The sequence below is a fragment of the Pseudonocardia sp. SID8383 genome, assembly GCF_009864975.1.
Classification (GTDB): domain Bacteria; phylum Actinomycetota; class Actinomycetes; order Mycobacteriales; family Pseudonocardiaceae; genus Pseudonocardia; species Pseudonocardia alni.
Map to the genome: position 1 here is coordinate 1 of NZ_WWFY01000990.1, position 12,791 is coordinate 12,791.

Sequence of the window (12,791 nt, forward strand, 5' to 3'; positions counted from 1 at the left end):
GGATCAGCCGGGGCCCGGTCCGCGACGCGCTGCGCAGGCTCGACGCCGAGGGGCTGGTCGTGCTGCTCCCCCGCCGCGGCGCCCGGGTCGCGACGCTGACCGCCGACGACGCCGAGGAGATCATCGCGCTGCGCGCCGCGACCGAGCCGCTGGCCGTGCGGGCACTGGCCACGACCGGATCGGCGGGGCACGCCCGGGAACTCGGCCGGATCGTCGACGACCTGCACGCCGCCTGCGCCGCGCGGGACAGCGCCGCCGCGGTGAGCCTGGACTTCGCACTGCACCGCCGGATCCACGAGCTCTGCGGACGACGACGACTGCTGCACATCTGGGAGACGATCTCGGCGCCGCTGCAGCACGTCTTCCGGCTGTCCCGCGACCTCTACGACGACCTGGGCGACATCGCCGACAGCCACCGCACGCTGCTCGACGACATCACCTCCGGCGACCCGGCCCGCGCCGAGGCCGCCGCGCGGGCCCACGTGACCCGCTTCGGACCGGAGCTGCTGCGGCGGATGCCGCGCGAGGAGGGGGACCAGTGACCGAACCGGACGCATCGACCGGACCGGGTGCGACGAGGGGGCCGGACGCGGAGACCGCCGCTCCGACCATGTCGGCGCAGCGCATCGCCGTCGCCAGCTTCATCGGCACCGCGATCGAGTTCTACGACTTCTACATCTACGGCACCGCCGCGGCCCTGGTCTTCGGCACGCTGTTCTTCCCTGACCTCGACCCCCTGGTCGGCACGCTGGCGGCGTTCGCGACCTTCGGCGTCGGGTTCGTCGCACGCCCGGTCGGCGCGGTCGCCTTCGGGCACTTCGGCGACCGGGTCGGCCGCAAGGCGACCCTGGTGGTCTCGCTGCTGACGATGGGGGTCGGCACCGTCGCGATCGGACTGCTGCCGACGTACTCGACGATCGGGATCGCCGCGCCCGTCCTGCTGGTGCTGTGCCGGTTCCTGCAGGGCTTCGGGCTCGGCGGCGAGTGGGGCGGTGCGGTCCTGATGGCCACCGAGCACGCGCCCGAGGGACGTCGCGGGCTGTATTCGAGCTTCCCGCAGGTCGGCCCGGCGGTCGGGTTCATCATCGCGAGCGGGGCGTTCCTCGCGCTCTCCGCAGCCCTGACCGACGCCCAGTTCGCCGCCTGGGGCTGGCGGGTGCCGTTCCTGGCCAGCGCGGTCCTGGTGGTCGTCGGGCTCTACATCCGGCTGCGGATCGCCGAGACCCCGGTGTTCGAGAAGGCGATGCGCGAGCAGGAGCGTGAGAAGGCGCCGGTCGCCGAGGTGGTGCGCCGCCAGCCCCGGTCCCTGCTCCTCGCGACCGGCGGGATGATCATCACCCACACGATCTTCTACACGGTCACCACGTTCAGCCTGTCCTACGGCACCTCCGAGCTCGGTCTGTCCCGTACGACACTGCTGGTCGCGGCCATGGTCGCGGCCGCGGTGATGGGCGTGGCGACCCCGGTCCTCGCGGTGCTCTCGGACCGGGTCGGACGACGGCGCGTCTGCCTCTGGGCCTGCATCCTGGCGGTGCTGTGGGCATTCCCGCTGTTCTGGCTGCTCGGGACCGGTGACGGGGTCCTCATCGCAGTCGGCTTCTCGGTCGCGATGATCGCCTTCGCCGGCGTGTTCGCCCCGATGGGCGCGTTCCTGCCGGAGCTGTTCGCGACCCGCTACCGCTACACCGGGGCGTCGATCGGCTACAACGCCTCCAGCATCGTCGGCGGCGGCATCACGCCGCTGCTCGCGACGAGCCTGGTCGCCGCGACCGGCGCCTCCTGGCCGGTGTCGCTGCTGATCGCCGGACTGGCCGCCGTGTCGGGCCTGTGCGTGTGGGGCCTGCACGAGACCCGCACCGCCGACCTGACCGACGCCGGGGCGTTCACCCGCTGACCGGGCGCCACGATCGCGAACCGCTCAGCGGAATCTGCAGTGGTGGACCGCCCGGTCTGCTACCGCTTCCCCATGCGGCGCGACACCTCCCACGACACCTCCCACGACACGGCCCACGACATGCTCGGCGGACCCGACCGGGGCTCCTGGGGTATCGCTGTTCCGCGAATTCGCTTACCGGGTAAGCGAATTCGCGGGAACGGGTCGTCGGATCCGGCCGGCGGCTCCGACCCCGACCCCGGCTCCGCCCCCGGCTCCGCCCGGCCACGCGGCGAGGACCGGTCGACCGTCGCGTCGGGTGGGGAGGTCCGCGGAACTCGCTTACCCGGTAAGCGAATCCGTTCGGACTCCACTCCGGGGAGCCCGCTCCCCGATGGCCTCGGATCATCGGAGGCCGTCCGAGACGCCGGAGTCACCGGGGCAGCCGGAGACACCGGGGCCGCCGGGGCCGCCGGGGCCGCCGGGGACATCGGGGCCGCCGGGGCCGCCGGGGGCACCGGGGCCGCCGGGGACATCGGGGCCGTCGGACGGGACACGCGCGCGTGGCGGACGGAGGCGGAGGAGGACCGCCGGATCCGGGCCGAAACCGCGGAGGTGCTCGGACCGCTCCTCGCCAGGGCGGAGCTGCTCGGCTTCTACCGGATCCGGTCCGTCGCCGAGCGGTTCGGGCTGACGGTGCACGAGTACACGGTGCTCGCCGAGCTGCTGCTCGCCCGTCGGGCCATGACCGGCGCCGAGGTCGCGGAGACCGTCGGGCTCGCGACCGGAGGCACCACCCGGCTGCTCGCGCGGCTGGAGGAGCGCGACCTGATCGAACGCGAGCCGGATCCCGAGGACGGTCGCCGGCTGCTCGTCCTGGCGTCCGCCCGGGCCCACGAGATCCTCTGGGAGGACGTGACCGACACCGGCGCCCGGCGGATCGTGACCGGTGTCCCCGGGGAGTGGATCGACTGGTTCGCGCCGGTGACCGGGCGGATCCTCGACGTCGCCGTGCGCCGGTTCCAGGAGATGCGGGACCACCAGTACCGGGACCGGGTCCGACGGCGTCGGCAGCGGGCGGCAGAACGCTGAGGCGTCCGCGGCACGTCCCCGCGAGGCTCAGTCCGGGCGCGCCCACCCCGTGCTCCGCTGCACCGCCCGCTTCCAGTTGTCGTGCTCGCGGCGGCGCAGACCCGGGTCCATCCTCGGCTCCCAGGCGGCCGCTCGGTGCCAGTTGCGACGCAGCACCTCCGGGTCCGGCCAGTAGCCGACGGCCAGGCCGGACGCGTACGCCGCGCCGAGCGACACCGCCTCCGAACCCAGGGGGCGTTCCACCGTGAGGTCCAGGACGTCGGCGACGCACTGCATGAGCAGGTGGTTCGCGGTCATGCCGCCGTCGACCTTCAGGCGGGTGACGGGAAGGCCGGAGTCGGCGTTCATCGCGTCGAGCACCTCACGGGTCTGCCACGCGGTCGCCTCCAGCACCGCGCGGGCGAGGTGGCCGCGGTGGATGTAGGAGGTCAGGCCGACGATCACCCCGCGGGCGTCGGGGTACCAGTGCGGGGCGTAGAGACCGGAGAAGGCGGGGACGACGTAGCAGCCGCCGTTGTCCGGGACGGTCAGTGCGAGCGTCTCGATCCGGGCCGCCGTGGAGATCATGCCCAGCGCGTCGCGGAACCACTGGACCAACGAGCCCGTCATCGCGATGGAGCCCTCGAGCGCGTAGACCGGCCGGTCCCCGAGCAGGTAACCGACGGTCGGGATCAGACCGGCCTCGGACCCGGCGATGCGCGAGCCGGTGTTCTTCAGCAGGAACGCACCCGTCCCGTAGGTGCACTTCGCCTCGCCGGGCGCGAAGCACGTCTGGCCGACCAGCGCGGCCTGCTGGTCGCCGAGCGCCCCGGCCACCGGCACCCCGTCCAGCAGACCGGCACACCGGCCGTACACCCGGGAGTTCGGCACGATCGTCGGCAGCATCGCCCGCGGTACCCGCAACGCCGAGCACAGCGCGTCGGACCACTCCAGCGTGCGCAGGTCCATCAGCATCGTGCGGCTGGCGTTGGTGACGTCGGTGACGTGCACGCCGCCGTCGGGGCCGCCGGTCAGGTTCCAGATCAGCCAGGACTCCATGGTCCCGAACAGGACCTCGCCGCGCTCGGCGCCGTCGCGCGCACCGGGCACGTGGTCGAGCAGCCACTGCAGCCGGGGGCCCGCGAAGTACGTCGCCGGGCCGAGCCCGCTCACCCGGGCCCAGCGGGCGGCGTCGGCGTCGGCGGCGAGCCCGGCGACGATGTCGGTGGTCCGGGTGTCCTGCCAGGTGATCGCCCGCGCGAGCGGGACCCCGGTGCGGCGGTTCCAGACGACCGTCGTCTCGCGCTGGTTCGCGATCCCGAGCGCGACCACGTTCTGCGGCCCCAGGCCGGCGCGGCGCAGCGCGGCGGGCACGACCCGGGTCACCGCACGCCAGATCTCCGAGGCGTCGTGCTCGGCGCGGCCCGGGCTCGGGAAGTGTTGGCGGTGCTCGCGCTGGGCGACGGCGACCATCCGTCCCGAGCGTGTGAACAGCAGGCACCGCGTCGAGGTCGTCCCCTGGTCGATGGCGGCGACCACCCGCTCCCCCGCCGCGACCGTGCTCACGTCAGTCCCTCCAGCCCGTCGGCGATCTCCCCGGCCGCGGCGACCAGCTCGACGACGGGCTCGGGCCGGGCCCGCCCGTCGGCGGCGAACAGCTCCTCCACCGGCGCACCGATCCCGAGCGCCGCGACGGTCAGCCCACCCCCGCTGCGCACCGGTACCGCGAGGCCCCCGACCCCCGGTTCCCAGCCGCCTGCGTCGTCCGCCCAGCCGCGTCGGCGCGTCGTCGTGATCTCCCGGGCCAGTACCGCCGGGTCGGTCACGGTCGCGCGGGTGTAGGTCTCCAGCGGCTCGACCGCCCGCACCGACGCCGGCGCGAAGGCCAGCAGGCACCGCCCCCACGCCGTCGCGTGCAGCGGCTGCGTGGTGTTGGTCCGCAGCCGCTGCGGTGTGTCGTCCGGCCGGAACACGTGGTGCACCAGGTCGACCCCGGCCCCGTCGGCGGACGGCACTCCCAGGTACACCGCGCAGCCGGTGCCCGCCGCCAGCGCGTCGGCCCAGTTCATCGCCCGGGCGCGCAGGTCGTGCCGGTCCCACGGGGTGCCCAGCCGCCCCAGTCCCTCGCCCAGCAGGTAGCGGCCGGACGACGGCTCCTGCGCCACCAGGCCCTCCTCGCGCAGCGTGCGGAGCAGCCCGTGCGCGGTGGGGCGCGGCAGGTCCAGCGCCGCCGCCAGCTCGGCGAGCGCCAGTGGTCGCCCCGCACCGCCGAGCAGCCGCAGCAGCGCGGCCGCCCGCTCCACCGACTGGATCGCCCGCGCCACGCCGCGATCGTAGGCCGTACGGACGCCACGTGTACTCGATCATGGGCCGATCGACCCGCAACGTTCGGCATCGTCGAACGGATCGCGTTGCCCGGCGCCCGGCGCGCTCCTAGCGTCGCGTCGCACACGGCGGGGCCGCCCGGCCCCGCGAGGGGGACTCACCCAGAAGGGGGTTCGATGACGAGCTCCGAGAACACCGCGGCCGCGCCCGCCACCACCGAGAAGGCGCCCTCGCTGCTCGGCGAGCTGAGCGCCGAGTTCGCGGGCACGATGATCCTCATCCTGTTCGGCGTCGGCGTCGTCGCGCAGGTGACGACCACACCGGACGGCTCCAACGGCCAGTACGACTCCATCGCCTGGGCCTGGGGCTTCGGCGTCATGCTGGGCGTCTACGTCGCCGGCCGGATCTCCGGCGCGCATCTCAACCCGGCGGTCACGCTGGCCTTCGCCGTGTACGAGGGCTTCCCGTGGCGCAAGGTCGGCCCGTTCGTCCTGGCCCAGACCCTCGGCGCGTTCGTCGCCGCGCTGATCGTGCGGTTCGTCTACGCCGACTTCATCCGGTCGGTCGACCCGAACCTCACCGAGACCCAGGGCATCTTCTCGACCTCGCCGGGCGCGCCGACCACCATCACCACGGCGTTCTTCGACCAGGTCGTCGGCACCGCGATCCTGGTGTTCGTGATCTTCGCGCTGGTCCACCCCCGCAACAAGGGCCCGATGGCCAACATGGCGCCGTTCATGATCGGCATCCTGGTCGTCGGCATCGGCATGGCCTGGGGTGCGAACGCCGGCTACGCCATCAACCCCGCCCGCGACTTCGGGCCGCGGCTGGCCTCCTGGGTCACCGGCTACGACACCGCCTGGGTGACCGGCGACGGCACGCCCTACTGGTGGCTTCCGATCGTCGCTCCGCTGATCGGCGCCCTGATCGGGGGCGGCCTGTTCAAGGCCCTCATCGACCGGTACATCCCCGCGGAGGACGCTCCGCAGGAGGTCGGGCGGGTCTGACCCGGCCGACCCCCGTCCGCCCGCCCCACCCCCCGCCCCGATCCCCGCAAGAAGGAGAGCTCAATGGCCGAGTTCGTCGGCGCCGTCGACCAGGGCACCACCTCCAGCCGCTTCATGATCTTCGACCACAGCGGCAACGAGGTGGGTCGCCACCAGCTGGAGCACGAGCAGATCCTGCCGCAGGCCGGCTGGGTCGAGCACGACCCGATCGAGATCATCGAGCGCACCAACACCTGCCTGCAGCAGGCACTCACCAAGACCGGGCTGTCCGCGTCCGACCTGGTCGCGCTGGGCATCACCAACCAGCGTGAGACCACCGTCGTGTGGAATCGGCGCACCGGGCGCCCGTACTACAACGCGATCGTCTGGCAGGACACCCGCACCGACCGGATCGCGACCGCGCTCGACCGCGACGGCCGCGGCGACGTCATCCGCCGCAAGGCGGGCCTCCCGCCCGCCACGTACTTCTCCGGCGGCAAGATCCAGTGGATCCTGGAGAACGTCGACGGCGTCCGCGAGGCCGCGGAGAACGGCGACGCGGTCTTCGGCAACACCGACACCTGGGTCATCTGGAACCTCACCGGCGGCACCAACGGCGGGCTGCACGTCACCGACGTGACCAACGCCAGCCGCACCATGCTGATGGACCTCGAGACCCTCGACTGGGACGACGAGCTGCTCGGCTTCTTCGGCATCCCGCGCCGGATGCTGCCGGAGATCAAGCCGTCGTCGTCGGCGACCGCGTTCGGGAAGACCCTGGCGAACGGGCCGCTCGGCGGCGAGGTCCCCATCACCGGCGACCTGGGCGACCAGCAGGCCGCGACCGTCGGCCAGGTCTGCTTCGCCCCCGGCGAGGCGAAGAACACCTACGGCACCGGCAACTTCATGCTGCTCAACACCGGCACCGAGCTGGTCCGCTCGGAGTCCGGCCTGCTCACCACGATGTGCTACCAGTTCGAGGGCGAGCGTCCGGTCTACGCGCTGGAGGGCTCCATCGCGGTCACCGGCTCGGCCGTGCAGTGGCTGCGCGACCAGCTCGGCATCATCTCCGGCGCCTCGCAGTCGGAGTCGCTGGCCCGCCAGGTCGAGGACAACGGCGGCGTGTACTTCGTCCCGGCGTTCTCCGGCCTGTTCGCGCCGTACTGGCGTTCCGACGCCCGCGGCGCGATCGTCGGCCTGTCCCGGTTCAACACCAACGCACACCTGGCGCGGGCCACGCTGGAGGCGATCTGCTACCAGTCCCGCGACGTCAGCGACGCCATGACCCAGGACTCCGGGGTCACCCTGGAGACGCTGAAGGTCGACGGCGGCGTCACCCAGAACGAGCTGTGCATGCAGATCCAGGCCGACGTGCTGGGTGTGCCGGTCTCGCGGCCCGTCGTCGCCGAGACCACCGCGCTCGGCGCGGCCTACGCGGCCGGGCTGGCCGTCGGGTTCTGGAAGAACACCGACGAGCTGCGGGAGAACTGGAACGAGGCCCGGCGCTGGGAGCCGACCTGGTCCGAGGAGCAGCGCAACGAGGGTTACGGCCGGTGGAAGAAGGCCGTCGAGCGGACCCTGGACTGGGTCGACGTCCAATAGGGCCACCCGCCCGGTGTCGCCCTCACCACACGTGAGGGCGACACCGGGCACACCCGCGATCGGACGGGTGTTCAACGGGTAGTCCCCCGGCGGGACAGCACGAGCACGAACCACTCAGGAAGGTCTGATCATGAAATCGGTGGCGCTCTCTCCGGAGGCCCGTACCACGGCGCTGCAGGCGATGGGCGACCGCGAACTGGACGTGCTGGTCGTCGGCGGTGGCGTCGTCGGCGCCGGTGCCGCCCTCGACGCGGCCACCCGTGGTCTGTCGACCGGGCTGGTCGAGGCCCGCGACTTCGCGTCCGGCACGTCGAGCCGTTCCTCCAAGCTCATCCACGGCGGTCTGCGCTACCTGGAGATGCTCGACTTCCGCCTGGTGGCCGAGGCGCTGCAGGAGCGGGGGCTGCTGATCCAGACCCTCGCGCCGCACCTCGTCCGCCCGGTGCCGTTCGTCTACCCGCTCAAGCACCATGTGTGGGAGCGCTTCTACGCCGGTGCCGGCGTCGCGCTCTACGACTCTCTCGGGCTGCTGTCCGGCCGGGCCCGCGGCCTGCCGCACCACCGGCACCTCACCCGTCGCGGCGCCCGCAAGGTCGTGCCCTCGCTGCGTCGCGACGCCCTGGTCGGGGCCCTGGAGTACTACGACGCCCAGGTCGACGACGCCCGCCACACCATGGAGATCGCCCGCACCGCGGCCGCCTACGGCGCGCACGTCGCGACCCGCGCCCGCGTCGTCGGACTGCTGAAGGACTCCGGCCGCGTGATCGGCGCGACCGTGCAGGACCTGGAGTCCGGGGACCGGTTCGACGTCCGCGCCAAGGAGGTCATCAACGCCACCGGGGTGTGGACCGACGACACCCAGGGCCTCGCCGGCGAGCGCGGCCAGTTCAAGGTGCGCGCGTCCAAGGGCATCCACCTGGTCGTCCCCCGCGACCGGATCCGCGGCGACGCCGGGCTGATCCTGCGCACCGAGAAGTCGGTGCTGTTCGTCATCCCGTGGGGCCGGCACTGGATCATCGGCACCACCGACACCGACTGGGACCTGGACAAGGCGCACCCGGCGGCGAGCGCGGCCGACATCGAGTACCTGCTCGCGCACGTCAACGAGGTGCTCGAGCAGCCGCTGACCCACGAGGACGTCGAGGGCGTCTACGCCGGTCTGCGCCCGCTGCTGCACGGCGAGTCCGAGGCGACCTCGAAGCTGTCCCGCGAGCACGCCGTCGCCACGCCGGTGCCCGGTCTGGTCGTCGTGGCCGGGGGCAAGTACACGACCTACCGCGTGATGGCCAAGGACGCCGTCGACGCTGCCGTGCACTCGCTCGACGCGAAGGTGCCCGCCTCCTGCACCGAGAAGGTCCCGCTGCTCGGCGCCGAGGGCTTCACGGCGCTGCGCAACTCGACCCACCAGCTCGCCGGGCGCAGCGGGCTGCACCCGGTGCGGATCGAGCACCTGCTCGGCCGGTACGGCTCGCTGATCGACGAGGTCCTCGACCTCCTCATCGCCGACCCGACCCTGGCCGAGCCGCTCACCGGCGCCGAGGACTACCTGCGGGCCGAGGTCGTCTACGGCGCCTCGCACGAGGGCGCGCGGCACCTGGAGGACATCCTCGCCCGCCGCACCCGGATCTCGATCGAGACCTTCGACCGGGGCGTGGGTGCCGCCGAGGAGACCGCGACACTGGTCGCCCCGGTGCTGGGCTGGAACGACGAGCAGATCGCCCGCGAGGTCGACCACTACGTCAAGCGGGTCGAGGCCGAGCGGGAGAGCCAGAAGATGCCCGACGACGCCACCGCCGACGCCGCCCGGCTCGGCGCGCCGGACGTGGTACCGGTCAGCGGCTGAGCACCGCCGCCACCCCGTGAGCGAACCCGAGCGGACCCCGGACGGGCGGTACATCGTCGTCCGGGGCCGCCGGTGGCGCGCCACCGACCCGACGATCCCGGACGACGTGCGGTCCGCGCTGCAGCAGCACCTCGGAAAGGCCCGCGCCGAGGTCGGTGCCGGTAGGCGGACCGGCGACGACGACCGCGTCGCCGCCGCCCGGACGCGGGTGTCCGCGGCCAAGCACGGCCTCGGCGAGCGCGGCACGCCCTGGTGGGACCTGGACGACGACGCCCGCCGGGAGCGCTGGGAGACCGCGCTGCACGACCTCGGCGACCGACCCGCCGGCAGTTCCTGATCGAGGACCGGATCCGTCCGCGATCGGTCCTATCGTCGTTCCCGTCGGACCGGGACGGCCCCGGTCCGCGGACCCCGAGAGGCGGCCCCGGAGATGAACGCCACCGACGAGAAGCAGGCCCTGACCGGCGAGCGTGCCGAGCTGATCGCCACCCTGGAGCGGCACCGCGGCTTCCTGCTGCAGACCGCCGACGGGCTGACCGACGAGCAGGCGCGCACCCGCAGCACGGTGAGTGCACTGACGATCGCCTCGCTGCTCAAGCACGTCGCGGACACCGAGGAGCAGTGGTTCCGCTTCGCCGTCGAGGGCGCCGCCGCGTTCGGTGACGTCGAGGTCTACAACGACTCCGTCGACTGGGACGCCGTCGACGCCGAGGCCGACGCGAACGGCGGTGACTGGTCCGCCTCCGGCGAGGAGTGGGTGGACACCCGGTTCGTCCTGGCCGACCACGAGACCCTGGAGTACCTGCGGGCCCGGGTCGAGCAGGTCGCCGCGCGCACCGAGGAGGTGCTGCGGACCGCGGACCTGGACTCCTCGCACGCCCTGCCGGTCGCGCCCTGGTTCGAGCCGAACACGTCCTGGTCGGTCCGCCGGGTCGCGATCCACATGCTCGCCGAGACCAGCCAGCACGCCGGGCACGCCGACATCATCCGCGAGGCGATCGACGGCGCGCGCACGATGGGCTGAGCCCCGGTAGGCAGGCTCCGGGGGCGGCGTGGCTCCGGCGGCCCCGGACCGCGCGGGCCCGGCGCCGGGGTTACGTTGCGGCGGTGGCGGACCAGGTGAGCATCGCAGACATCGAGACGGCGGCGGAGCGGATCGCCGGGGGCGTGGTGCGTACCCCGACCGTCCCCTCCCCCGGGCTGTCCGCGGCCCTCGGCGCGCCCGTGCTGCTCAAGCTGGAGCACCTGCAGCGGGCCGGGTCGTTCAAGCCGCGCGGGGTGCTGGCCAAGCTCGCGTCGCTGACCGACGCCGAGCGCGCCGCGGGCGTCGTCGCGGTGTCGGGTGGCAACCACGGGCTGGCCGTCGCCGAGGTCGCGGGCGCCGCGGGGGTGGACGCGGTCGTCGTCATGCCGCGCACCGCGCCGGCCCGGTCGGTCGCCGCGGCCCGCGCCGCAGGTGCCGACGTACAGCTCACCTCCGACATCGCGGCCGCGTTCGCGCAGGCCGGGGAGCTGCAGCGGGCAGGACGGACGCTGGTGCACCCGTTCGACGACCCGGTGATCGTCGCCGCGCAGGGCACCGTGGGGCTGGAGCTGGCCCGCGACGCCGTCGCTCTCGGCGAGCCGCCGACCGACGTGCTGGTCTCCATCGGCGGCGGGGCGCTGATCTCCGGGGTCGCCACCGCGGTCCGCGCGCTGCTGCCCGGCACCCGGGTCTGGGGTGTGGAGACCGTCGGCGCCGAGGCGATGTCCGCCGCCCTGGCTGCGGGCGGCCCGACGCCCGTCACGATCTCGTCGGCGATCACCACGCTGTCCGCACCGTCGGCGTCGCAGCTGACCTACGACCACGTCCGTGCGCTGGTGCACGAGGTCCTCGTCGTCGACGACGCCGAGGCCCACCGCGGTACCCTCACCCTCGCCGAGCACGCCGGGATCTGGGCCGAGCCGGCCGCGGGCTGCCTGGTCCCGGCCGCCCGCCGGATCGTGGAGCGGCACCCGGACGCCCGGCTCGCCCTGGTGGTCTGCGGCGCCAACGCCGACGTCGCCGACGTGGTCCGCGACGCGGCGCGGCCGTGATCACCGGTCGTGGAGCGCAGCGTCCGCGAGGCGGGCGTGATGCTCCGCAACCGGTGATCACCGCGGGATGACCGTGTGCGGCCGGGGCGTTGGCCCGGGTGTGGAGCGGACCGGGGTCGTGGTGATCGGCGCGGGCCAGGCGGGCCTGTCGGCGGCGGCCGGGCTGCGGCGCGGCGGGCTGGAGCCGGGCCCCGGGTTCGTCGTGCTGGACGGCGAGGACGGCCCCGGCGGCGCGTGGCGGCACCGCTGGCCGACGCTGCGGATGCGCACGGTGAACGGCATCCACGACGTCGCCGGGGTCCGCTCCGGATTCGACGACCCCGGCGCCGACCCGGACCTCCCCGCGCGCGACGCCGTCCCCGCCTACTTCGGCCGCATCGAACGCGAGCTGGACCTGCGGGTCGTCCGCCCGGTGCACGTCACCCGGGTGTCCGACGCCGGCGGGTCCCCGGTCGTCGACACCGGCGGGCCGCCGGCCGTCGACACCGGCGGGTCACTGGCTGTCGACACCGACCGCGGCACCTGGGTCGCCGACCACCTGGTCAACGCCACCGGCACCTGGACCCGCCCGTTCGTCCCCGCCTACCCGGGCCTCGCGACCTTCCGCGGTACGAGCCTGCACGCCCGCTCCTACCCCGGCCCGCAGGCCATGGCCGGGAAGCGGGTCGTCGTGGTCGGCGGCGGGATCACCGCGGTGCAGCTGCTCCTGGAGATCGCCCCGTACGCCGCCGCGACGACGTGGGTCACCCGCCGGGAGCCCGAGTGGCACAGCACGCCGTTCGGGCCCGAGCAGGGACGCGCCGCCGTCGCCCGGGTCGAGGAACGGGTCCGGGCCGGGCTGCCGCCGCGCAGCGTCGTCGGCGTGACCGGGCTGGGGCTCACGCCCGGGGTGCAGGCCGGGATCGCGAGCGGGGTGCTGGCGCGCAGGCCGATGTTCACCCGGGTCGCGCCGGACGGGGTGGAGTGGTCCGACGGCACCCGGGAGCCCGCGGACGTGCTGCTGTGGGCGACCGGC

Annotated in this window: 12 protein-coding genes; 10 read left to right on the forward strand and 2 right to left on the reverse strand. The window is 73.9% G+C overall.

The annotated features are described in order from the left end of the window. The 3 genes from GTW08_RS23680 to GTW08_RS33050 all read left to right on the forward strand — a co-directional run. The coding region (locus tag GTW08_RS23680; protein ID WP_161152548.1) for a GntR family transcriptional regulator at positions 1 to 542 on the forward strand (542 nt) is incomplete at its 5' end. Positions 543 to 610: 68 nt separating this feature from the next. Next, positions 611 to 1,894, forward strand: coding sequence for an MFS transporter (locus tag GTW08_RS23685; protein WP_073575522.1), 1,284 nt, complete (start codon positions 611 to 613; stop codon positions 1,892 to 1,894). A gap of 594 nt (positions 1,895 to 2,488) precedes the next feature. Further along, positions 2,489 to 2,965: a MarR family winged helix-turn-helix transcriptional regulator gene (locus GTW08_RS33050; RefSeq protein ID WP_073575442.1), complete on the forward strand. Its 477-nt coding sequence runs from the start codon at positions 2,489 to 2,491 to the stop codon at positions 2,963 to 2,965. 27 nt (positions 2,966 to 2,992) lie between these two features. On the opposite strand, the gene glpK (GTW08_RS23695) is transcribed toward GTW08_RS33050, so the two are convergent. After that, on the reverse strand, positions 2,993 to 4,510 hold the full coding sequence (gene glpK, locus GTW08_RS23695; RefSeq protein WP_073575443.1) for a glycerol kinase GlpK: 1,518 nt from the start codon (positions 4,508 to 4,510) through the stop codon (positions 2,993 to 2,995). Beyond that, positions 4,507 to 5,268: an IclR family transcriptional regulator gene (locus GTW08_RS23700; RefSeq protein WP_073575444.1), complete on the reverse strand. Its 762-nt coding sequence runs from the start codon at positions 5,266 to 5,268 to the stop codon at positions 4,507 to 4,509. The genes glpK (GTW08_RS23695) and GTW08_RS23700 overlap by 4 nt, the downstream gene beginning before the upstream one ends. Positions 5,269 to 5,445: 177 nt before the next feature. On the opposite strand from GTW08_RS23700, the gene GTW08_RS23705 reads away from it, so the two are divergent. The 7 genes from GTW08_RS23705 to GTW08_RS23735 form a co-directional block, all read left to right on the forward strand. Next, positions 5,446 to 6,276 (forward strand): MIP/aquaporin family protein, encoded by an 831-nt coding sequence (locus tag GTW08_RS23705; RefSeq protein WP_073575445.1) that lies wholly within the window; start codon positions 5,446 to 5,448, stop codon positions 6,274 to 6,276. Positions 6,277 to 6,339: 63 nt separating this feature from the next. After that, complete coding sequence (gene glpK, locus GTW08_RS23710; RefSeq protein ID WP_073575446.1) at positions 6,340 to 7,857, forward strand: glycerol kinase GlpK; 1,518 nt, start codon at positions 6,340 to 6,342, stop codon at positions 7,855 to 7,857. Positions 7,858 to 8,038: 181 nt separating this feature from the next. Beyond that, positions 8,039 to 9,700 carry a glycerol-3-phosphate dehydrogenase/oxidase gene (locus tag GTW08_RS23715; RefSeq protein WP_237454115.1) on the forward strand — a complete coding sequence of 554 codons (1,662 nt, stop codon included), beginning with the start codon at positions 8,039 to 8,041 and terminating at the stop codon, positions 9,698 to 9,700. A gap of 16 nt (positions 9,701 to 9,716) precedes the next feature. After that, complete coding sequence (locus GTW08_RS23720; protein ID WP_073575448.1) at positions 9,717 to 10,037, forward strand: hypothetical protein; 321 nt, start codon at positions 9,717 to 9,719, stop codon at positions 10,035 to 10,037. A 93-nt stretch (positions 10,038 to 10,130) separates the two neighbouring features. Further along, entirely contained in the window at positions 10,131 to 10,724 is a 594-nt protein-coding gene (locus GTW08_RS23725; RefSeq protein ID WP_073575449.1) for a DinB family protein, read from the forward strand. Positions 10,725 to 10,819: 95 nt separating this feature from the next. After that, a complete protein-coding gene (locus GTW08_RS23730) occupies positions 10,820 to 11,776 on the forward strand; it encodes a pyridoxal-phosphate dependent enzyme (protein WP_073575523.1) in 957 nt (318 codons plus the stop codon). 118 nt (positions 11,777 to 11,894) lie between these two features. Continuing rightward, the coding region (locus GTW08_RS23735) for an NAD(P)/FAD-dependent oxidoreductase (RefSeq protein WP_346009963.1) at positions 11,895 to 12,791 on the forward strand (897 nt) is incomplete at its 3' end.